The organism is Inediibacterium massiliense, from assembly GCF_001282725.1.
Lineage (GTDB): Bacteria > Bacillota > Clostridia > Peptostreptococcales > Thermotaleaceae > Anaerophilus > Anaerophilus massiliensis.
In genome coordinates, this window is record NZ_LN876585.1 from 237,978 (window position 1) to 260,859 (window position 22,882).

At 30.5% G+C, this 22,882-nt stretch carries 17 protein-coding genes; 15 read left to right on the forward strand and 2 right to left on the reverse strand.

What is annotated here, in order from left to right; genetic code table 11:
* Positions 1-323 precede the first annotated feature (323 nt).
* From BN2409_RS03735 to BN2409_RS03755, 5 genes are all read left to right on the forward strand, one after another.
* On the forward strand, positions 324-1,151 hold the full coding sequence (locus BN2409_RS03735; protein ID WP_110942932.1) for a transketolase: 828 nt from the start codon (positions 324-326) through the stop codon (positions 1,149-1,151).
* Positions 1,151-2,089, forward strand: a complete 939-nt coding sequence (locus BN2409_RS03740) for a transketolase family protein (protein ID WP_053955328.1) — start codon at positions 1,151-1,153, stop codon at positions 2,087-2,089. The genes BN2409_RS03735 and BN2409_RS03740 overlap by 1 nt, the downstream gene beginning before the upstream one ends.
* Positions 2,090-2,217: 128 nt before the next feature.
* Positions 2,218-2,679 carry a protease complex subunit PrcB family protein gene (locus BN2409_RS03745; protein ID WP_053955329.1) on the forward strand — a complete coding sequence of 154 codons (462 nt, stop codon included), beginning with the start codon at positions 2,218-2,220 and terminating at the stop codon, positions 2,677-2,679.
* A gap of 353 nt (positions 2,680-3,032) precedes the next feature.
* Complete coding sequence (locus BN2409_RS03750) at positions 3,033-4,034, forward strand: LysM peptidoglycan-binding domain-containing protein (protein ID WP_053955330.1); 1,002 nt, start codon at positions 3,033-3,035, stop codon at positions 4,032-4,034.
* 127 nt (positions 4,035-4,161) lie between these two features.
* Positions 4,162-6,555, forward strand: a complete 2,394-nt coding sequence (locus BN2409_RS03755; protein ID WP_053955331.1) for a Lon protease family protein — start codon at positions 4,162-4,164, stop codon at positions 6,553-6,555.
* 176 nt (positions 6,556-6,731) lie between these two features.
* Here BN2409_RS03755 and BN2409_RS03760 read toward each other — a convergent pair whose 3' ends face one another.
* Positions 6,732-7,301, reverse strand: a complete 570-nt coding sequence (locus tag BN2409_RS03760; RefSeq protein ID WP_053955332.1) for a 5-formyltetrahydrofolate cyclo-ligase — start codon at positions 7,299-7,301, stop codon at positions 6,732-6,734.
* A 252-nt stretch (positions 7,302-7,553) separates the two neighbouring features.
* Here BN2409_RS03760 and ftsE point away from each other — a divergent pair, with 252 nt between their 5' ends.
* From ftsE to recJ, 9 genes are all read left to right on the forward strand, one after another.
* On the forward strand, positions 7,554-8,240 hold the full coding sequence (ftsE, locus tag BN2409_RS03765) for a cell division ATP-binding protein FtsE (protein WP_053955333.1): 687 nt from the start codon (positions 7,554-7,556) through the stop codon (positions 8,238-8,240).
* Between the two features lie 10 nt (positions 8,241-8,250).
* Positions 8,251-9,129: a permease-like cell division protein FtsX gene (ftsX, locus tag BN2409_RS03770; RefSeq protein WP_242847904.1), complete on the forward strand. Its 879-nt coding sequence runs from the start codon at positions 8,251-8,253 to the stop codon at positions 9,127-9,129.
* Positions 9,130-9,142: 13 nt separating this feature from the next.
* Positions 9,143-10,270 (forward strand): murein hydrolase activator EnvC family protein, encoded by a 1,128-nt coding sequence (locus tag BN2409_RS03775; protein ID WP_053955335.1) that lies wholly within the window; start codon positions 9,143-9,145, stop codon positions 10,268-10,270.
* Positions 10,271-10,550: 280 nt separating this feature from the next.
* A complete protein-coding gene (mutY, locus tag BN2409_RS03780) occupies positions 10,551-11,654 on the forward strand; it encodes an A/G-specific adenine glycosylase (RefSeq protein WP_053955336.1) in 1,104 nt (367 codons plus the stop codon).
* Positions 11,655-11,733: 79 nt separating this feature from the next.
* Complete coding sequence (locus tag BN2409_RS03785; RefSeq protein WP_053955337.1) at positions 11,734-12,225, forward strand: rubrerythrin family protein; 492 nt, start codon at positions 11,734-11,736, stop codon at positions 12,223-12,225.
* A 268-nt stretch (positions 12,226-12,493) separates the two neighbouring features.
* Positions 12,494-13,840: a short-chain fatty acid transporter gene (locus tag BN2409_RS03790; protein WP_053955338.1), complete on the forward strand. Its 1,347-nt coding sequence runs from the start codon at positions 12,494-12,496 to the stop codon at positions 13,838-13,840.
* A gap of 29 nt (positions 13,841-13,869) precedes the next feature.
* Positions 13,870-14,520: a CoA transferase subunit A gene (locus BN2409_RS03795; RefSeq protein WP_110942933.1), complete on the forward strand. Its 651-nt coding sequence runs from the start codon at positions 13,870-13,872 to the stop codon at positions 14,518-14,520.
* Between the two features lie 4 nt (positions 14,521-14,524).
* Positions 14,525-15,175 carry a 3-oxoacid CoA-transferase subunit B gene (locus tag BN2409_RS03800; RefSeq protein ID WP_053955340.1) on the forward strand — a complete coding sequence of 217 codons (651 nt, stop codon included), beginning with the start codon at positions 14,525-14,527 and terminating at the stop codon, positions 15,173-15,175.
* A 96-nt stretch (positions 15,176-15,271) separates the two neighbouring features.
* Positions 15,272-16,975 (forward strand): single-stranded-DNA-specific exonuclease RecJ, encoded by a 1,704-nt coding sequence (gene recJ, locus BN2409_RS03805; protein WP_053955341.1) that lies wholly within the window; start codon positions 15,272-15,274, stop codon positions 16,973-16,975.
* A 5-nt stretch (positions 16,976-16,980) separates the two neighbouring features.
* On the opposite strand, the gene BN2409_RS03810 is transcribed toward recJ, so the two are convergent.
* The gene (locus BN2409_RS03810; RefSeq protein ID WP_053955342.1) at positions 16,981-18,084 is read right to left on the reverse strand and encodes a GGDEF domain-containing protein; all 1,104 of its coding nucleotides are present in this window, start codon (positions 18,082-18,084) and stop codon (positions 16,981-16,983) included.
* Positions 18,085-18,548: 464 nt separating this feature from the next.
* Between BN2409_RS03810 and BN2409_RS03815 the strand changes: the two genes are divergently transcribed.
* Entirely contained in the window at positions 18,549-22,799 is a 4,251-nt protein-coding gene (locus BN2409_RS03815) for a 2-hydroxyacyl-CoA dehydratase (protein ID WP_053955343.1), read from the forward strand.
* The last annotated feature ends 83 nt before the right edge of the window (positions 22,800-22,882 follow it).

Below are 22,882 nucleotides of genomic sequence, written 5' to 3' on the forward strand. Positions count from 1 at the left end.
TTCAAATTTGGAAAATATAAAGAAACGATCGAAAATAGCATTACAAACTCGCTATGCTCAAACAGTGTAATGCTAATCATTTTCTTACTTATTCTATATTTTCACAAATTCTCAATAAATGTTCCTTATTTTTATGACTGTGCTAAAAAATAGTTTGTCAACAGTCTGAGGATATATATAATATATACTATATAGCTTAATAGTAAGTATTATTCTACAAAATTAGATAAAAAATGATTAAATTATAATGAGTATGTTATAATAATTTATGGAAAAAGAAGAAAATATGTTTTTCTTAATCATAAAATAAGGAGGAATCTGGATTGGAAAAAGTAGATAGTAGTCAATTTAAAAACATTTCTACAGAAATTAGAAAAAACATCATAAAATCTGTACATGCAGCAGGTTCAGGACATCCAGGGGGATCATTATCAGCAGCAGATATCCTAACAGTACTATATTTTCATAAAATGAAGGTAGATCCTAAAAATCCAAAATGGGAAGATAGAGATCGATTTGTTTTATCAAAAGGACATGCAGCGCCAGTATTATATGCAACTTTAGCAGAAAAAGGGTTTTTTCCAAAAGAAGAGCTTTTAAAATTAAGACATATGGGTGCAATGCTTCAAGGTCATCCTGATATGAAAGGAACACCAGGAGTAGAGATGTCCACAGGATCATTAGGACAAGGCTTTTCTTCTACTATAGGAATGGCTTTAGCTTCAAAGCTTGATAAAAGAAATAATAGAATCTATACTTTACTTGGAGATGGAGAAGTACAAGAAGGGATTGTTTGGGAGGCTGCAATGGCAGCAAGCCATTATAAGCTTGATAATTTAACAGCAATTCTAGATTTTAATGGACTTCAAATTGATGGAAAAAACGAAGATGTTATGAATATTCATCCAATCAAAGAAAAATGGGAAAGCTTTGGATGGCATGTAGTATCTATTGATGGACATAACTTTGAAGAAATTATAAAAGCTTTAGATGAAGCTGAAAATACAAAAGAGAAACCTACTATGATTATTGCAAAGACTATTAAAGGAAAAGGCGTTTCCTTTATGGAAAATCAAGTGGGATGGCATGGAAATGCACCAAAGGATGAAGAAACAAAACAAGCACTAGAGGAATTAGGAGGTGCAAACTAATGAGTCAAAAAATAGCTACAAGAGAAGCATACGGAGATGCATTAAAAGAGCTTGGAAAAGTAAATGAAAATGTAGTTGTATTAGATGCAGACCTTTCTAAATCAACTAAAACAGCAGTATTTCAAAAAGAGTTTCCAGAAAGATTTTTTAATATGGGGATTGCAGAGCAAAATTTAATGGGAACAGCAGCAGGGTTTGCAACAAGTGGAAAAATTCCTTTTGCAAGTACTTTTGCTATGTTTGCAACAGGAAGAGCTTTTGAAATCATAAGAAACTCTATTTGTTATCCTAAATTAAATGTAAAGGTATGTGCAACCCATGCAGGAATCACAGTAGGAGAAGATGGAGCAAGTCATCAAGCGTTAGAAGATTTAGCATGTATGAGAGCTATTCCAAACATGACAGTTATCAATCCTGCAGATGCTGTATCTGCAAAAAAAGCAGTATTTGCTATGGCAGATTATAATGGACCTGTTTATGCTAGATTTGGAAGAGCAGCAGTTCCTGTTATTTATGATGAAGATATGAAGTTTGAAATAGGAAAGGGAATACAAGTAAGAGAAGGTAAAGATGTAACGATTGTTGCTACAGGAATTATGGTATCCCCTGCATTAGAAGCAAGAGAAATATTAAAAAATGAAGGAATAGATGTAAGAGTAATTGATATACATACGATCAAGCCTATAGATGAAGAGTTAATCATAAAAGCTGCAAAAGAAACAGGTGCTATTGTAACGGCAGAAGAACATAATATCATAGGTGGATTAGGTTCAGCAGTAGCAGAAGTATTAGTAGAAAATCATCCTGTACCTATGAAAAGAGTAGGAACGATGGATACTTTTGGTGAATCTGGAAAACCAAATGATTTGATAAAAAAATACGGATTAAATGCTGAGAACATAGTAAAAGTTGTAAAAGAAGTATTGAGTCAAAAATAAAGCTAAGAGCATATGCTCTTAGCTTTATTTTTGTTTCTTATTGTACGATAAAAAGGAAATATTAGAATATTTGTACCTATTTTAGAATAAGATTTAGTATATATGAAGGGAAAAAGGGGGGAAGCATTATGAAAGAAAAATTAAAGGCACTCAATTATAAAAAAATCTTTATTATTGCAATTGTTATTATGGTCATCATAGGAATTTTTTTAGGTATGAAATATTTTATAGGAGATGATGAAGAAGTGTCATTTGAAGTATTAAACCAAGATCAAATTCCACAAAAGATTCAAGAAATATTACCAAGGTACAAAAGCTTAGAAAGAGCTTTGGCTTGTAAAGTCAATGACGAAATTTTTGTCATTGTCACAAGAGGAGAAAAAGCGACTGGGGGATATGCAGTTCATATAGATAAGGTTGAGCAAATAAAAGAAGCTGAAGAAGAAAAGATGATTGTATATACTACTTTTAAAGATCCAAGTGTAGGAGATGTAGTGACTCAAGTGAGTACATATCCTCATGTAGTAGCAAAGACAAATTTAAAGGAACTTCCTGATAAGATTGAATTAAAGGTAAAATATGATGATTGATTTATAAATTTACAATAGCCTGTATACTTAGATACAGGCTATTAAACTCGCAAACAAAGTCATAAAAAACGTCACTGATTTTCAAATTTGGAAAATATGAAGAAACGATCGAAAATAGCATTACAAACTCGCTATGCTCAAACAGTGTAATGCTAATGATTTTCTCACTTATTCTATATTTTCACAAATTCTCAATAATTGTTCCTAATTTTTATGACTTTTCTATAATATATTTTGTGAACATTCTGGGCCTGTATCCTTAGATACAGGCTATTTACATTATTTACATAAATGGTTTTGTAGAAAAATGTCGAACTCCTATAAAGAGAAATATAAAAATAGGAGGAGAATTAATGAAATGTAAAAAGCTATTGATTTTTAGTATACTAGGTACAAGTATATTTTGGGGCAGTATAGGAATAGGATATGGGCAAACATATACTGTTCAAGAAGGGGATAGCTTTTGGAAGATTAGTCAAAAATACAATGTTCCTTTAAAAGAAATTATGACACTAAATCATGCTGATGAAAATACAGAGATTTATCCAGGAAATCAAATTATTATTTCTGAGAATGAAACTTATAAAGTGCAAGCAGGAGATACTTATTGGATTATTAGTCAAAAATATAATGTGAATTTTAAAAATCTGTTAGCTTGTAATGGAGCTAATGAAAATACATGGCTTGAGGTAGGCGATGTTATAAAAATTCCTAGTAGTCAAAATTTATCAAATACGGAAAAGACACAAATAAATACAAAGCCTTATGTTACGTATATTACCCATACGGTAAAGGCAGGAGATGACCCTTGGAAGCTTTCCTTACAGTATGGAATTCCTATGAAAGAAATTTTAGATGCAAATCATATGAATGAAAATCAATGGCTTACTATTGGACAATCTATTAAAATTCCAGTTCATCATGTTCCAATTCTACCTACTCCAGCTAGTAAATATGGTGAATATTTAGATTGGTGGAGTGGGGCTCAATATGTTCTGCCTATAGGAGCAAAATTTACAGTTGTAGATTTTGCAACAGGAAAAAGATGGAATATGAAAAGAACAATAGGAGCCAATCATGCAGATTGTGAACCTATAACAAAAGAGGATACAAATATAATGAAAGGTGTTTGGGGAGGAACTTTTAGTTGGGATACAAGACCTGTAGTTATAGAATATAAAGGAAGAAAAATTGCAGCATCTGCTGCTGCTATGCCTCATGATGTTCAGTATATTAATGACAATAATTTTGATGGGCATATGGATATTCATTTTTTAAATAGTACAAGACATAAAGATGGACAAATTGATCCAAGTCATCAAGCAAATATCAAAATTGCAGCAGGAAAAAAATAGTATAAGGGCATTTGCCTTTATACTATTTTTTGTTTTAACAAAATATTCTAAAAATTTTTTGTTAAAGTTTTTATTTACATACATAAGAGGGTATATATAGTTATAAACTAGTGTGGGAGGAGATGTAATGTTAAAAAAATATGGAGTTTTAGTAGACAAGCTAAAAAATAAATGTGATGTGGATTGTTTTGAATTTGAAACAACAAGGGATCTATATCCTTTGTATGGAATTATTGGACAAAATAGGGCTTCGGAGGCGCTGGAGTTTGGATTGGGAATGAAGAGAAAAGGATATAATATTTTTGTATCAGGAGAAAGCGGAACAGGAAAAAATAGTTATGTATTAGCTATTACACAAAAAAAAGCAGAACGTAGAAAGATACCAGATGATTGGGTTTATGTATATAATTTTAAAAATCCAGACAGTCCAATGGCTCTTTCTTTAAACAGTGGAATGGGTATTTTGTTTAAAAAAGATATAGAAGAAATGATTGAGGTTTTAAAAAAGGAAGTTCCTAAAGTATTTACCACAAAAGAATACGAAAATCAAAAAACTGTACTCATTCAGGAATTTGAAAATTATACACAAGAAGTGATAGGTGATTTAAATGAACTAGCCAAACAATATGATTTTACATTTGAACAAACAGACAAAGGACTGATGAGCGTTCCACTAAAAGAAGGACGTCCTATGAGTCAAGAAGAATATCAAAGCTTGACTTCAGAAGAAATAGAAGATTTAAGAGAAAATACAAATGAACTAAGTATAGAGACAGTAGAAATATTTAATAGGTTAAGGAGCTTAGAAGAGGAATATAGAAGTGATCTGAAAAAGTTAGATGTAAAAATGTCATCTGATTTACTCAATTTTCATATTCATCCGATAGAAGAGAAATTCAAAGGAAATTTGTGCATAAAAGAATATTTAAAGGATTTAAAGGAAGATATTATAGAACATATACAAAAATTTAAAAAAGATAAAAAAGAAATCAACAATCCTTTTGCTATTTTAGATGTAAGATCAACAGAAGCTTTTTTTGATCGATATGAAGTAAATTTATTTATTGATCATAGTCAAATGAAAGGGGCTCCTATTGTAAATGAAACCAATCCTAATTATTATAATTTGATTGGAAGAATTGAATATAAAAATGAATTAGGTGCTTTGAAAACAGATTTTACTCAAATTAAACCAGGTGCACTGCATCGAGCAAATGGAGGGTATTTAATTTTACAAGCTAAAGATCTTTTATCTAATCTCTTTGCGTGGAATGCTCTCAAAAGAGCTTTAAAAACAAATCAAATTGTAATAGAAGGTTTAGATAAACAAATAGGATATGTAGTTACATCTACTTTAAAGCCGGAGCCTATTCCGTTAGATGTAAAAGTAATTATCATAGGAGATGCCTATACATATTATCTTCTGTATCAATATGATGAAGATTTTAAGAAGCTTTTTAAAATTATGGCAGATTTTGATATAGAAATGAAGAGAAACGAAGAGAATGTACATAAAATGGCAAGATTTATTGCAACTCATTGTGAAAAAGAAGGTTTAAAGCATTTTGATAAAAAAGCAGTAGGAAGAGTTATTGAATACAGTTGTCGTCTTTCTGACCATCAAAACAAATTGAGTTCAAGATTTAATCAAGTGGTAGAAATATTGTATGAAGCAGATCAATTTGCAGAAATAGCAGGATCAGACATTGTAAAGCTTGAACATATCCAAAAGGCTATTGAACAAAAAATTTATAGAAATAATAAATATGAAGAAAAAGTATTAGAAATGTTTGATCAAGGAGTATATCTTTTAGATGTAGAAGGAGAAAAAGTAGGTCAAATTAATGGACTAGCAGTTACAGGTACAGGAGAATATTCCTTTGGAAAACCAAGTAAAATCACGGTATCTACTTATACAGGAGAAGCAGGGATTATTAATATAGAAAGAGAAGTCAAAAAAAGTGGAAGTATTCATGATAAAGGGGTACTGATTTTAAATGGGTATTTAGGAGAGAAATTTGCACAGAAAAAACCATTATCACTATCTGCTAGTATTGTATTTGAACAATTGTATTCTGGAGTAGATGGAGATAGTGCTTCTAGTACAGAGCTATATGCATTATTATCTAGTTTAGCTAAGGTACCTATTAAACAATATATAGCAGTTACAGGGTCTGTCAATCAAAGAGGAGAAATTCAGCCTATAGGAGGAGTCAATGAAAAGATAGAAGGATTTTTTAAAGTATGCAAATTAAAAGGATTAACAGGAAAACAAGGAGTTATGATTCCACATCAAAATGTAGTCAATTTAATGCTTTCTGATGAAGTAATTCAAGCTGTAGAAAATAATATGTTTCATATTTATGCAGTATCTACTATAGAAGAGGGAATAGAAGTTTTGACAGGAAAAGAAGCAGGAAAATTAAAAGAAGATGGAAATTATACAGAGAAAAGTGTGTTTGATCTTGTGAGTAGAAGACTTGAGGAGTTTTCAAAAGAAACAAAAGCAGCAAAGTCATAAAAAACGTAACTAAATTTTCAAATTTGGAAAATATGTAGAAACGGGAAAAAATAGCATTACAAACTCGCTATGCTCAAACAGTGTAATGCTAACCATTTTTTCCCTTATTCTATATTTTCACAAATTCTCAATAATTGTTACTTACTTTTTATGACTTTACTAAAATATACTTTGTTTTATTTACAAGTAATGATTTCTTTTTCTGTAAGGATATAATCTAGTGGATAATCTAGTGGATGGGTAGGAACCTTATCAATAATTTGAAGGTCAAAGGCCAATCCAATAGAAATAATAGGATGATGAATCCTTTGAAAAAATCGATCATAATATCCTGCTCCATATCCAATTCTAAAGCCGAACCGGTCAAAGGCAACTCCAGGAACTAATACTAAATCAATTGTTTTAGGATCTACTTCTCTAATAAAATTCTCTTTAGGTTCTAAAATTCCATAAGTACTTACATAAAGCTCCTTTTGAGGGTCTTTTAACTCTGATAAAAGGAGTTGCTTTGTCTCTTTGATACTAATAGGAAGAATAACCTTTTTGTTTTGAGATAAAAGGTCTTCTATGATTTTATCTGTTTTTACTTCATTTCTAAAGTCCATATAAACCATAACATTTTTAGCATTGTTATAGATAGAAAGACTTTTTAGGTGTTTAAAAATTTCACTGCTTTTTTGTGTGACCTCTTCTACAGAAAGGTCTTTTCTTTTTTTAAGAATATTTTTACGAATATTTTCTTTCATAAAATACACTCCCTTTCAAATGAATTCTTAGTTTATTGTATCATTTCTTATAGGGAAGAAAAAAGGAGTATATGGTAGAAAAATGAACAAGAAGAAATCCATTGGATTTGGAAATTTCACAAAATCATAATATAATATATAAAGGACTGTTTTTTTTGGACAAATAATACTATAGACCTAAAAAGATTATTTGAAATATGCAGGAAATGAAAAGATATATGTAGAATTATAGATAAAGTAGGGGTTGATTGTATGATAAATCTAATAAATATTACCAAACAATATGCAAAAGATACGATTGCACTTTCTAATGTAAATATAAAAATAGAAAAAGGAGATTTTGCATTTATAGTAGGGTCTAGTGGGGCTGGAAAATCTACTTTTATAAAATTACTATTAAAAGAAATTGAGCCTACAAAAGGGAAAATCATCATAGATGGAATAGATATTACAAAATTAAGTAATAGAAAAGTTCCTTATTTAAGAAGAAAAATGGGTGTGATTTTTCAGGATTTTAGACTTTTACCAAATAAGACAGTATATGAAAATGTAGCGTTTGCTATGGAGATTATTGGATCAAGTTCAAAGGAAATAAGAAGACAAGTACCAACTATTTTAGCTATGGTGGGGCTTAGTGGAAAAGCAAAAATGTATCCTCATGAACTCTCAGGAGGAGAACAGCAAAGAGTGTCTATTGCAAGGGCTATTGTAAATAATCCATCTGTACTTATTGCGGACGAGCCAACAGGAAATTTAGACCCAGATACAGCATGGGAAATTATGAAGCTTATCAAACAAATCAATAGAAGAGGTACAACTGTAGTGATGGCTACACATGCCAAAGAAATTGTAGATATGATGCAGCAAAGAGTTATTGCTATCGAAGGAGGAAAAATCGTAAGAGACGATCAGAAAGGTGTGTATGGCTATGAAGAGTAGTAATACCTCTATGTATATGTTCAAGCAAGGGTTAAAAGGATTTTGGAGAAATAGAGTAATGGGGATTGTAGCCATAGCATCCATAGCCTCTATGCTTACCATTTTAGGAATTGTATTTATGTTAGTACTCAATATCAATAGTTTAGCAGAAGATGCAAAAAAACAATTTGATTCTATTCCAATATATTTAAAAAATGATTTAACTGAAAGTCAAATAGAAGATATGGGATCTATTATAAAGAATATTGAAGGAGTAGAAAGAGTAGATTTTTTATCTAAAGAAGAAGCTTTAGATAATATGAAAAAGAAATGGGGGGAAAATGGATATCTTTTAGAAGGACTAGAAAAAAATCCATTACCTAATAGTTATATTATCAAATTAAAAGATATTAATGATGCAGAAAATGTAGTAACAAAAGTACAAGGGTTAGAAGGTTTGGAAGAAATAAAATATCATAAGGATATTATTGAAAAGCTTCTTAAAATTACAGACTTTATTAGAACCATAGGGATTTTTATTATAGGAGCTCTAATTCTTATTTCTATGTTTGTAGTAGCCAATACTATTAAACTTACAGTTATGGCAAGAAATAAGGAAATTAACATTATGAAATATGTAGGAGCTACCAATTGGTTTATTCGTTGGCCTTTTTTAATAGAAGGAATGATGATAGGATTGTTTGGATCTTTAATAGCATTAGGAATTGTAGGGGCTGGATATAAAAAATTATTTGATGTGATTACTCAAAAGCTATATGTAATGTTTACTGCATATATGATCCCTGCTCCTATTGTAATTGAAAGTATAACCATAATATTTATTGTATTAGGTGTGGGAATTGGAGCGTTAGGAAGTATATTTTCTATGAGAAAATTCTTAAAAGTATAAAGGGGGATAGAAAATGGACAAAGGCTTTAAAAAATCTTTATTATTAATAGGGGTTATCCTTTCTTTATTGATTAGCCCTACCTTTGCTCAAAATGTAACTAGTGATCAAAAGAAATTAGATAATGTCAATAAAGAAATTAATAATGCACAGAAAAAGCTAAGAGAGAATAAACAAAAAGAAATAAGTTTATCTACACAAATTAAGCAATTAGATGAAAAGATTTATCATACAGAACAAGAACTAGCTCAAATAGATCAAGAAGTAAACATTACAAAAAAGAAAATTAATGTTACTCAAAATGAATTACAAAAGGCAGAAAATAATATAGAAAATAAAAATGATACATTAAATGCAAGATTAAGAGTCATGTATAAAAATGGAGATATGGGTTATGCAGAAGTTTTGTTAAATTCTGAAAGCATTATAGATCTTTTATCTAATTTAGATATGGTTAAAAAGATATTTTCTCAAGATATGGATCTTTTAGCTTATATGAAAGGACAAAGAGATGATATAGCCACCAAGAAAAAAATATTAGAAACTCATAGAAGTAAAATGGTTGCTATGATGAGCACTATGCAGTCTAAACAAAAGGAGTTACAAGTAAGTAGAGGAGAGGCACATCGAATCAGAGGACAAATTCAAAATGATTCAAAGGAATTAGAAAAACAAGTAGATGAACTCAATGATTATGCAGAAAAAATTGTAGCAGAAATCAGAAAAAAACAATCTACAGGGAAATATGTAGGAGGAAAACTTGCTTGGCCAGCTCCAGGATATACAAGAATTACTTCTCCATATGGATATAGAATTCATCCAATACTTAAAAGAAAAAAAATGCATACAGGAATTGATATAGGAATTCCGGCAGGGAAAAGTGTAGTAGCTGCTGGAGATGGAGTAGTTATGAGTGCAGGAACATTAGGGGCATATGGAAAGGCGGTAACTATTGATCATGGAGGAGGAATTGTTACTTTATATGCTCATAATTCAAGTCTTTTGGTTTCAGAAGGACAAAAAATCACAAGAGGACAAGTTATTGCAAAGGCTGGAAGTACAGGACGAGCAACAGGACCTCACCTTCATTTTGAGGTTAGAAAAAATGGAAAATATACAGATCCAATTCCATGGGTAAAATAGAGGAATTCTTACATACGAATTCTGAAATTTGTAGACAAAGTCATAAAAAACGTCACTCATTTTCGAATTTGGAAAATATATAGAAGCAGTCGAAAATAGCATTACAAACTCGCTATGCTCAAACAGTGTAATGCTAATGATTTTCTCCTTTATTCTATATTTCCATAAATTCTTAATGAATGTTCCTTGTTTTTATGACTTTGCTAAAATATAATAGATTTATAATTCGGGGAATTCTTATATAAGAATTCCTTTTTATATTGATAAGAAGGGAGAAAATATGAGTTTTTATAAATTTGGTGATTATGAAAATGTAAGTAGTAAAGTTATAAAAGAGATACAAATAAATTTGATAGATTGGTATATGAAAAATCATAGAAAGCTTCCTTGGAGGGAAAATCAAAATCCATATTATATATGGATCTCAGAAGTGATGCTTCAACAAACTAGAGTAGAGACAGTTATTCCTTATTTTTTAAATTTTATAAATAAGTTTCCAAATATAAAAGCTTTAGCAAATGCCAATGAAGAAGATGTACTAAAGGCTTGGGAAGGCCTTGGGTATTATAGTAGGGCAAAGAATCTTCATAGGGGAGCTAAAATGATTTGTGATGAATTTTTAGGATTGATTCCTAAAAATCAGAAGGAAATCCAAAAAATAATAGGGATAGGGCCCTATACAGCAGGAGCTATTCTTAGTATTGCTTATGATCAACCAGTCCCAGCAGTAGATGGAAATGTGATGAGAGTATTTTCAAGACTATTTTATATAAAAGAGGATATAGGAGCAAATAAGACAAGAAAGGAAATGGAAAGATTAGGAGAGGTTTTAGTGAGTAGAGAAAATCCTTCTTTTTTCAATCAAGCTCTTATGGAGCTTGGAGCTATGATTTGTATTCCTAAAAACCCTAAATGCATAGCTTGTCCATTATTTTCTCAGTGTATGGGGAGAAAATTAGGAGTACAACATACTCTTCCAATAAAAAATAAAAAAATAAAAAAAAGAGAAGTAAATTTAGAAGTTGCTCTCCTTTGGAATGAAAATAAATTTTTTATTGTAAAAAGATCTTCGCAAGGACTTTTAGCTAATTTATGGGCACTTCCCAGTGTAGAGAGAGAAAAAAATATAGAAGAAGGGAAAACTATTATTTTAGAACTTGAAGAAAATTATGGGATGATTGTGGAAAAAGAAAAATTCTTATTTCAAAAGGAACATATTTTTACTCATTTAAAATGGAATATGAAGGTTTATCTATACAAACTTATAAAAAGTAGTATAGTAGAATATCCAGAGAATGGATGGATTGATAAGGAGGAGATTGAAAAATATACTTTTCCAACAGCTTTTATGAAAATTTTAAAAGAAATAAAAAAACTTGTTTAAAAAATTTTTTATAAGGTATATATATGAATGTGAGAGATCATAAAAATAAAATATTTAATATATATTAGGAGGAGATTTTATGACAAACAAAACTTTAGAAAATTTAATGGCAGCTTTTGCTGGAGAATCACAAGCAAACAGAAAGTATCTTGCATATGCAAAAAAAGCAGAAAAAGAAGGAAAAGTAAATGCCGCAAAATTATTTAGAGCAGCTGCAGATGCAGAAACTCTTCATGCACATAAGCATTTTGAAGTAGCAGGAAAAATAAAATCTACAAAAGAAAATTTAGAAGATGCAGTAAATGGAGAAACTTATGAGTTTAAGGATATGTATCCAGAATTTTTAGAAGTGGCAAAAGAAGAAGAAAATAAAGAAGCAATCAGAACTTTTGAATATGCATTAAAAGCAGAAGAAGTGCATGCAAAGCTTTATGAAGAAGCGCTACAAAATGTAGATCAAGAAGAAGAAGTATTTTATTATCTTTGTCCAGTCTGTGGAAACATTGAAAAATCAGTTCCAGGAAAATGCTTTATTTGCGGAGTACCAGGAGATAAATTTATTAAATACTAAAGACAGGTGTATTATACCTGTCTTTTTATATATTTTAAAAAAGTTTATTTATAAATTTTTTTATGGAAAGATTTTCTTACAAAAAATAAAGGATTTTGACAATAAAATAACAAAAACAAGAAAATTTTCAGATATTAATGATTATTTAAAAGAAAAACGTTTTTTACAAAGGTTGAATTTTATAGTCAGTATGATACCATAGAAATATATGGAATTTAATGTATGATATATGCATTAAAATATAATTCCTAAAAGGAGGCGGTTTACAATGTTCAAACGTATTACAAAAATATGTGTAAATCTTGTTCAAAAGTATTTACCAGACCCATTTTTATTTGCGGTTATATTAACATTAGTAGTATTGATTTGTGGTATGGTAACTACTGGACAGGGAGTAGTACCTATGATTATGCATTGGAGTAATGGTTTTTGGGGGCTATTGGCATTTTCCATGCAAATGGCATTAGTATTGGTTACAGGACATACACTCGCCAATGCACCTATTATTAAAAAAGCCTTAGACAACTTGGCAAAGATAGCAAAGACTCCTACACAAGCTATTTTGGCAGTAACTTTTATTTCAACTATTGCATGTTGGATTAACTGGGGATTTGGACTAGTAATTGGAGCTTTGTATGCAAGAGCATTAGCAAAAGAAGTAAAAAATGTAGACTATCGATTATTGATTGCTTCTGCTTATTCAGGATTCGTTGTATGGCATGCAGGAATTTCAGGTTCTATTCCACTTACATTAGCTACAGGAGGAGAAGCCGTAGCGAGTGCTACCAGCGGTGCAGTATTAGAAGCAGTACCTACAAGTACAACTATATTCTCATTTTTTAATCTTGTTGTATGTGCAATTATATTAATTACTATGCCTCTTGTAAACAAAGCTATGCATCCAACTAAGGATGAAGTGATTACAGTAGATCCTAAATTACTTATGGATGAAGAAGCTGCTACTACTTTAGAAAATCCTACACCAGCAGATAGGATGGAGAATAGTCCAATTCTTTCTATGATCATAGGACTAATGGGACTTATATATATATTCTATTATGTTAAAGAAAATGGATTTCAATTAAATTTAAATATTGTAAACTTTATATTCTTATTTGCAGGAATTATTTTACATGGAACACCTAGAAGATTTCTGGATGCAATTAGTACTGCTACAAAAGGAGCAGGAGGAATTATATTACAATTCCCATTTTATGCAGGAATTATGGGAATGATGGTAGGAGCAAATGCAGATGGAGTATCTTTTGCAGGTGTGATTTCAGAGTGGTTTGTAAACATTTCTAATGCAACAACCTTTCCTTTATTTACATTCCTTAGTGCAGGAATTGTGAACTTTTTCGTTCCATCTGGTGGAGGACAATGGGCAGTGCAAGCTCCTATTATGATGCCAGCAGGAGCTAAGCTTGGTGTTTCAGCAGCAAAAACTGGTATGGCTATTGCATGGGGAGATGCTTGGACGAATATGATCCAACCTTTCTGGGCACTTCCAGCTTTAGGAATAGCAGGGCTTGGTGCTAGAGACATTATGGGATTTTGTATTATTGATTTAGTTTATACAGGAATTATTATTGCATTAGGATTAATGTTTTTATAAAAATATCAAATTTAATGGAGGTGTATATAGTGGTAAATAAAATAGTAACATTAGAAGAAGCTATGAGTCATATCAAAGATGGAATGACCATTATGATAGGTGGATTTATGGCAGCTGGAACTCCAGAAAAATTTATGGATGCATTAGTAGAAAAAGGAGTAAAAGATTTAACTCTTATTGGAAATGATGCTGGATGGCCAGATAGAGGAATTGGTAAATTATTAATCAACAAGCAAGCAAAAAAAATGATTGCTTCTCATATTGGTTTAAACCCAGAAGCAGGAAATCAAATGAATGCAGGAATTCTTGAAATGGAATTAACTCCTCAAGGAACATTAGCAGAAAGAATTAGAGCAGGTGGAAATGGACTAGGTGGAGTATTAACACCAACAGGAGTAGGAACGATTGTGGAAGAAGGAAAACAAAAAATTGAAATAGACGGAGTAGAATATTTATTAGAAAAACCATTAAGAGCAGATATTGCTTTGATCAATGCGTCTATTGCAGATAAAAGAGGAAACTTATATTTTAATAAAGCAACTAAAAACTTCAATCCACTCATGGCTACAGCAGCTGATTTAGTAATTGTAGCAGCAGAAAAAATTGTTGAAGTAGGAGAAATCGATCCAAATGATGTGATGACTCCAGGACTATTTGTAGATTACATGGTGGAGGTGTAGAAAAATGAACGCAAAAGAAATTATTGCTAGAAGAGTTGCAAAGGAATTAAAAGATGGAGATGTAGTGAACTTAGGAATAGGTCTTCCTACTATGGTAGCTAATTACATACCTAAAGAAATGGATGTAATGTTTCAATCTGAAAATGGCTTTGTAGGATTAGGTCCTGTACCAGAAGAAGGAAAAGAAGATAAAGATTTAGTAAACTCTGGGGGACAACCAGTAACAGTAGTGCCAGGTGCAGCTTTCTTTGATAGCTCTGTATCTTTTGGAATTATTAGAGGAGGACATGTAGATGCTACAGTACTTGGAGCATTACAAGTGGATGAAAAAGGAAATTTAGCAAACTGGATGATTCCAGGTAAAATGGTACCAGGTATGGGTGGAGCTATGGACCTTGTGGTAGGAGCTAAAAAAGTAATTATTTCTATGACTCATACAGCAAAAGGAAAACACAAAATATTGAAAGAATGTAAATTACCACTTACAGCAAAAGCACAAGTGGATATGATTATTACAGAAATGGGTGTTATGGAAATAAGAAAAGAAGGAATTGTTTTAACTGAAATCAATCCTGAATATACTGTAGAACAAGTACAAGAAGCTACAGAAGCAAAATTAATTATTCCTCAAGAATTAAAACAAATGGAAATATAACAAATTCCCAGTTGCGTAAAGCAACTGGGAATTTGTTTTCATATAGATATGAAAAGTGATACAATAGATAAGGATTATATATGAAGGAGGCAGTTTATGTTTCAAACGAGTTGGGAAGTGAATGAAGATATAGATTGTAAAAATTTAAAAGATGAAAAAGAAATTATACATAGTATTCTTAGAAAAAAAGGAATTACAAATAAGGAGGAAGTAGAAGAATTTTTATCTTTAAAGCCTCAAAAGACTTATGACCCTTTTTTGATGAAAAATATGAAAGAAATTGTAGAAAAAATAATATATTTTATAAAAGAAAAAAAAAGCATTTGGATTTATGGAGATTACGATGTAGATGGAATTAGTAGTATTTCATTACTTGTGGAGTTTTTTAGCCATTTTACAAACAACCTTCAGTATTATATTCCTCTAAGAGAAGAAGAAGGATATGGACTAAACTGTGATGCTATAAAAGAAATTCATCAACAAGGAGCAGAACTCATTATTACAGTAGATTGTGGAGCAACTTCTGTAGAAGAAGTAAATTTGGCAAAATCATTAGGAATGGATATTATTGTAACAGATCATCATAATTTATCAGATAGGATTCCAGATTGTTTGATTTTAAGTCCAAAGCAAAAAGATTCTATTTATCCTTTTTCTTATCTATGTGGTTGTGGAGTTGCTTTTAAACTAGCACAGGCTATTCAAAAGACTTTACATGCTCCTAAAAAATATTTAGCAGATGTATTAGATATCGTAGCTTTGGCTACTGTTGCAGATGTGGTTCCTTTGATAGATGAAAATAGGACGCTTTTAAAATACGGATTAAGAGCCATTAATAGCATGAAAAGACCAGGACTTAGAAGACTTATTGAAGAAGTAAGACTTTTAGATAAAGAAATTACATCAGGTCATATTGGATTTGTGTTGGCTCCTCATTTTAATGCAAGCGGAAGAATTGATGATGCAAAAGCAGGTGTGAAGCTTCTTTTAAGTAAAGATCCAAAAGAAATAGAAAAGCTTGTAAAACACTTGGTAGATTGTAATCATGAAAGAAAAAAGATTCAAGAAAAGGGACTTGAAATTTGTAAAGAAAAGGTAGAAAAAGAATATAAAGAGGATCTTTTTTTAGTTGTAGATTCAGAAAAGACTCATGAAGGAGTCATAGGGATTGTAGCAGGCAGAATCAGAGATCTTTATTATAAGCCCACTTTGATTGTAACAGATTCTCATGAAGAAGGAATACTAAAGGGAAGTGGAAGAAGTATTGAAGATATGGATATTTATGAAGAGATGAAAAAATGTAGCGATTTGTTTTTGAAATTTGGAGGGCATAAAAATGCTTGTGGTTTTTCTATTGAAACAAGTAAGCTAGGACTACTTAGGGAAAGACTCAATATGCAAGCAATAGAATTACAAAAAAAATCTCCAATGGCCTTTATAAAAAGAATAAAAGTAGATGCTACACTAAATCCTTCTCATATGACTGAAGAGCTAGTAGATTTATTAAAAAAATTAGAGCCCTTTGGAATGGGGAATGAAAGGCCTTATTTTTTACTGACTGATATTGAAGTGAAAAATAAGGATCAAGTGACTATGGGAAAAAATAATGAACATTTAAGAATAAAAGGAACGCATTTTAATGATCATAGTAAGATTACAGCTATTGGATTTTCTATGGCAGAAAATTATAAAGAGGGTCTTAAATCGGCTGATATACTAAATTTAGTAGGTTATCCTAAAATCAATGAGTGGAATGGATGCAAAAGCATACAATTTATGATTTTGGATATGAAAGAATAGAACTGTTATAAATTGTTTATAACAGTTCTATTTTTTCCACCTTTTTTTGCTAAATACAAATAAGCATCTGCATTTTCGAATAATGTTTGTTTATCCATTCCAATTTGAAAGGATTCAAGACCAATACTTAAGGTAATAGACTTTCCATTTAATTCTTTATGATAGGTATTGCTTACAACAGAACGAATTTTTTCAACGATCATATAAGCAAAAGCAGTGCTTACTTCGGTAAATAAAATAGCAAATTCTTCTCCTCCATATCGAAATGGAAAATCATTAGGAGATAAATTTTCTCTTATGATTTTACCTATCCTTTCTAGTACTAGATCTCCTACTCTATGTCCATATTCATCATTTACTTTTTTAAAATTATCAATATCTAGTATGGCAAGATGAATAGGAAAAGGATGTTGATTGGCTTGCTCTAATAAAATATCTAAATATTCATGAAAGGATCGATGGTTATAAAGGCCCGTAAGTCTATCTATTTTTAGATCTTTTTCTAAAAAAATATTTTCAATTAAAAGTTCTTGTTTAGATTGTATATTTTTATAAGTATGATAAAGGATAGATTGTTCTTTTTCTAAAATTCCTTTACAAATGAAAAAACTCATAAAAAGTACAAGAATAATTACCATTAAATCTTCTGCAAAAGCTGTTTTAGACATATAAGGATGAATAGAAAAAGTAAAGACAATACAAAAAATATTTAAGATCAGTGCAAAAATTAGGTTTTTAAGTTTAAAATAAAATACAGAAATGAGCATAGAAAGTATATAAGCAGATTTTAAAATGTGAAATTCCATATGAAAGTAGGATAGTATAGTAATAAAAATACAACTTGCTGTAATAATAATTTTATCTTGAGAAGAATCAAAAGCTTTTAAAAATGTTTCAGTTGCAAGAATTAATATAGCCAAAAGAAAAGCAGGGAGAAGAATATGATATTGAATATAATGGATATTTCCTCTATGATATAAAAGATAACTCATACAGGCTCCTAAAAAAGATAATCCAAGGCCGATCCATCCATAATCCAATATCTTTTTTGACCATTCATTTTTATTAATAAAGGTAGAAACATCAAAAGATGATTGATCTTTAGGCATATTTCATCTATCAGTCCTTTCTATGATCCGTGTAAAATTATATTTGTTTTTTTCAACATCATAACACAATATACAAGGTTTATCTACAATTTTTGACATCATCAACCTATAAAATATTTTGTAATATTTTACAATGGTTTCAAAGGTAAATTAGTTTTTAGAAAGATGAGAATATGAACCATTAAGAGAAACGTTGATTGGAAGAATTTAAAACATCTTTTGCCATAGCAGAGGATATTTTCTTTTTAAAAACGCTATTTTGAAGGAAATAAGAGATTGACACTTTAAATAACCAAAGATATGATTGAATATATTATTATAATGGGTAATATATGTATAAGAAGATAAGTTATAAAAATTTTTTCATTATTAAGAATGAAAGGATGGTATTTTCACATAAATTTTTAGAAAGAAGAATTTGTTTGATCATATAAAATAGATGAGTATAAATAGGGGGAACAAAAATGAATAAAGTTCTCAATGTAGGACTTGATGTCGGTTCAACAACTGTAAAGTTAGTTGTATTAAATGAAGAAGGAAATATTTTATATAAAGAATATATAAGACATTTTTCTGATATTAAATATACAGTTATTCATATATTAGAATCTGCAAGATCAATTCTTGAAAATCATTTGATAACTATTATGGTTACAGGATCTGGAGGACTAAATTTAGCTCAAAAATTTAAAGTCTCTTTTATTCAAGAAGTGATTGCATGCAGTAGTGCAATTGAGAAAATGATTCCAAAGACAGATGTAGCTATTGAACTAGGAGGAGAAGATGCAAAGATTACTTATCTTGGAGAGTCTTTAGAGCAAAGAATGAATGGAACTTGTGCAGGAGGAACGGGAGCCTTTATTGATCAGATGGCTGCTCTTCTCCAAACAGACCCTATAGGCTTGAATGAACTAGCTCAAAAACATAAAATCATTTATCCCATTGCTTCAAGATGTGGAGTATTTGCAAAAACAGATGTACAGCCTCTTTTAAATGAAGGGGCAGCTAAAGAAGATATTGCAGCATCTGTACTTCAAGCAGTCGTCAATCAAACCATTAGTGGGCTTGCACAAGGAAGACCTATAAAAGGAAATGTAGCTTTTTTAGGAGGCCCATTGCATTTTTTATCTGAACTTAGAAATAGATTTGTAGATACTTTAAAAATAAAAGAAAAAGAAGTTATTTTTCCCCATGACTCTCAGTACTTTGTAGCAATGGGGGCGGCTGTATCTTCTAAAGAAGAAGAGCCTATTTTAGCTAAAGATTTATATAATAAAATACCAAGTTTAGATATAAAATGGGAAGAAGACAATCCACAGATCCCTCCTTTATTCTTGAATAAAGAAGAGTATGAAGCCTTTAAAAAAAGACATGAAAAACATAAAGTAAAAAGAGTAGATCTAAAAAATTATAAAGGAGACGCATATCTTGGTATTGATGCGGGGTCTACTACTACAAAGATTGCACTCATTGATGAAGAGGGTGCTCTTTTATATTCGTTTTATGGTAGTAATATGGGTAAACCATTAGAATCTAGTATTGAAGCATTAAAAGATTTATATAAAAAAATAAATAAAGATACAAAAATTGTTTATACAGCAGTTACAGGATATGGAGAATATTTGTTAAAGGCAGCCCTTAAAATAGATATAGGAGAAATAGAGACAGTATCTCATTATAAAGCTGCGGATTTCTTTTTACCAGGAGTAGATTTTGTATTAGATATCGGTGGACAGGATATGAAAAGTTTAAAGGTTCGTGATGGAAGTATAGAATCTATCATGCTTAATGAAGCTTGTTCATCAGGGTGTGGGTCTTTTATTGAAACTTTTGCAAAATCTTTAAATATGGATGTATATACATTTACTAAAGAAGCTATAGGTTCTAAAAGTCCTGTAGATTTAGGCACTCGTTGTACAGTATTTATGAACTCAAGGGTAAAACAAGCACAAAAAGAAGGAGTAAATGTTGGAGATATATCAGCAGGTCTTGCTATTTCTGTGATTAAAAATGCATTATACAAAGTAATAAGATTGAGAAATTCAAAGGATTTAGGAGAGCGTGTTGTAGCTCAAGGGGGAACCTTTCATAATGATGCTGTTCTTCGTGCTATGGAACAGATTATAGGAAAAGAAGTAGTAAGACCAGATATTGCAGGAATTATGGGCGCTTTTGGAGCAGCACTTATTGCTAAGGAAAGGTATAATAAAGGATTCGAAACAACCTTTGTGACAGAAGAAGAATTAGAAAACTTTAAAGTAGAAACTTCTATGAAAAGATGTGGACTTTGTGGGAACAATTGTTTAATTACAATCAATCATTTTTCAGATGGAAGAGAATTTATTTCTGGAAATAGATGTGAGAAGGGATCAGGTGCTCAAAAAGTAGAAAATAAGATTCCTAACTTATATGAATATAAATATAAAAGAGTATTTCAGTATAAACCATTGTCAAAACAAAGGGCAAGAAGAGGAATCATAGGACTTCCTAGAGTATTGAATATGTATGAAGATTATCCATTTTGGTTTACTTTTTTTAATCATCTAGGATATAGGGTAATATTATCTAGTCGTTCTTCAAAAGAACTTTATGAAACGGGAATGGAAACCATTCCTTCTGAATCTGTATGTTATCCTGCAAAATTAGTTCATGGGCATATTATGAATTTACTCAAAAAAGGAGTCAAAAAAATATTTTATCCTTGTATTCCTTTTAATCAAAAAGAGGACAAAGAAGCAGGAAATAATTATAATTGTCCAGTAGTTACTTCTTATGCAGAGACTATTTATGCAAATATAGATGAATTAAGAGAGAAGGATATTATATTTTATCATCCTTTTTTACCAATAGATCATCCTAAAAAAATGGGAAAAAGATTAATAGAAGCATTAAAGAATGAAGATATTCCAAATAAAGAGATTTCGAAAGCTTTACAATTAGCTTATAAAGAATGGGAAGATTATAAGGAAGAGATCAAGAAAAAAGGCGAGGAGACTTTAAAGTATTTAAAAGAAAACAATCAAAAGGGAATTGTATTAACAGGACGACCTTATCATATAGATCCTGAGATCAATCATGGAATTCCTCAGCTTATTACAGGACTTGGATTTGCAGTTTTATCAGAAGATTCTATTTGCCATTTAGAAAAACCTGATAGACCCCTAAGGGTAGTAGATCAATGGGTGTATCATTCAAGATTATATGCTGCAGCTACTTTTGTAGCACAACAGAATAATCTTGAGCTTGTTCAATTAAATTCCTTTGGTTGTGGATTAGATGCAGTTACAACAGATCAAGTACAAGAAATATTAGAAGGACATAAAAAACTTTATACAGTTTTAAAAATAGATGAAATCAATAATTTAGGAGCTGTCAGAATTCGTCTTCGTTCACTAGTTGCAGCTATTCAAGAAAGAGAAAAGAAAAATTTTATTCCTCAAAAAATCTATAAACCTTCTGAAAGAATATTGTTTACAAAAGAAATGAAGAAAAAGCATACTATATTGATTCCTCAAATGTCTCCTATACATTTTCAGTTTTTAAAAGTAGGACTAGATCGAGCAGGATATGATGCAGTACTTTTAGAAAAAGTTAAAGATTCTACTATTAATGAAGGACTTACCTATGTAAATAATGATGCTTGTTATCCAGCCATTATGACCATAGGACAGATTATGGAAACTTTAAAATCTGGAAAATATGATTTAGATTCTACTTCTGTCATTATTTCTCAAACAGGAGGAGGATGCAGAGCAACCAATTATATCGCATTTTTAAGAAAAGCACTAAAAGATGCGGGACTAGAAAATGTTCCAGTCATTTCTTTAAATATGTCAGGACTTGAAAAAAATCCTGGATTCAAAATTACTCCATCCCTTTTTCATCATTTGATGATGGGGCTTGTATATGGAGATTTATTGATGAGAGTATTGTATAAAGTAAGACCTTATGAAACAATAAAAGGTTCTGCTAATGAACTTTATGAGTACTGGGCAGAAAAATGTAAAAAATCTTTAAGTAAGGGTTCAAAAAAAGAATTTGAAAAAAATATATATAATATTGTAAAAGATTTTGATGATTTTTTAATAGATGAAGAAATGATGAAGCCAAAGGTAGGGGTAGTAGGAGAGATTTTAGTAAAATTTCATCCAAGTGCAAATAATCATGTAGTAGATTTAATAGAAAAAGAAGGAGCAGAAGCCGTTGTTCCAGATTTGATAGACTTCTTGTTATACTGTGCGTTTGATTATAAAGTACAATATAAAATATTATCTGGTACTTTTTTAGATATGCTAATGGGAAATACTGCTATAAAAATTATAGAATATTATCGAAAAGCGATGAGAAAAACTCTTTTAAATAGCAAAAGATTTACGCCTCCAAATACAATTGAAGAATTGGCTATAAAAGCAAAAAAACATTTATCACTCGCTAATCAAACAGGAGAAGGATGGTTTTTAACTGCAGAGATGATTGAACTTATTCAAAGTGGAGTAGAAAATATTTTATGCTTGCAACCTTTTGCTTGTCTTCCAAATCATATTACGGGAAAAGGAATGATCAAAGAATTAAGAAGAACTTATCCTTATGCTAATATTGCTCCTATTGATTATGATCCTGGAGCAAGCGAAGTAAATCAATTGAATAGAATCAAGCTTATGCTTTCAGTAGCATTTAGAAATTTTGAGAAAGAAGAGGAAGCAACATCTTCATAAAGAGACTTCATATAATGAAGTCTCTTTACATTTGAAAAAAAGATAATTATTTCCTAAAAAAGCCATATATTTAGTATAATGAA

Bases quoted from the DNA above. Each gene is read 5' to 3' on its own strand.
- BN2409_RS03740 (WP_053955328.1), top strand. From the start codon at position 1,151: ATGAGTCAAAAAATAGCTACAAGAGAAGCATACGGAGATGCATTAAAA.
- BN2409_RS03745 (WP_053955329.1), top strand. From the start codon at position 2,218: ATGAAAGAAAAATTAAAGGCACTCAATTATAAAAAAATCTTTATTATT.
- BN2409_RS03750 (WP_053955330.1), top strand. From the start codon at position 3,033: ATGAAATGTAAAAAGCTATTGATTTTTAGTATACTAGGTACAAGTATA.
- BN2409_RS03755 (WP_053955331.1), top strand. From the start codon at position 4,162: ATGTTAAAAAAATATGGAGTTTTAGTAGACAAGCTAAAAAATAAATGT.
- BN2409_RS03760 (WP_053955332.1), bottom strand. From the start codon at position 7,301: ATGAAAGAAAATATTCGTAAAAATATTCTTAAAAAAAGAAAAGACCTT.
- ftsE (WP_053955333.1), top strand. From the start codon at position 7,554: ATGATAAATCTAATAAATATTACCAAACAATATGCAAAAGATACGATT.
- ftsX (WP_242847904.1), top strand. From the start codon at position 8,251: ATGTATATGTTCAAGCAAGGGTTAAAAGGATTTTGGAGAAATAGAGTA.
- BN2409_RS03775 (WP_053955335.1), top strand. From the start codon at position 9,143: ATGGACAAAGGCTTTAAAAAATCTTTATTATTAATAGGGGTTATCCTT.
- mutY (WP_053955336.1), top strand. From the start codon at position 10,551: ATGAGTTTTTATAAATTTGGTGATTATGAAAATGTAAGTAGTAAAGTT.
- BN2409_RS03785 (WP_053955337.1), top strand. From the start codon at position 11,734: ATGACAAACAAAACTTTAGAAAATTTAATGGCAGCTTTTGCTGGAGAA.
- BN2409_RS03790 (WP_053955338.1), top strand. From the start codon at position 12,494: ATGTTCAAACGTATTACAAAAATATGTGTAAATCTTGTTCAAAAGTAT.
- BN2409_RS03800 (WP_053955340.1), top strand. From the start codon at position 14,525: ATGAACGCAAAAGAAATTATTGCTAGAAGAGTTGCAAAGGAATTAAAA.
- recJ (WP_053955341.1), top strand. From the start codon at position 15,272: ATGTTTCAAACGAGTTGGGAAGTGAATGAAGATATAGATTGTAAAAAT.
- BN2409_RS03810 (WP_053955342.1), bottom strand. From the start codon at position 18,084: ATGCCTAAAGATCAATCATCTTTTGATGTTTCTACCTTTATTAATAAA.
- BN2409_RS03815 (WP_053955343.1), top strand. From the start codon at position 18,549: ATGAATAAAGTTCTCAATGTAGGACTTGATGTCGGTTCAACAACTGTA.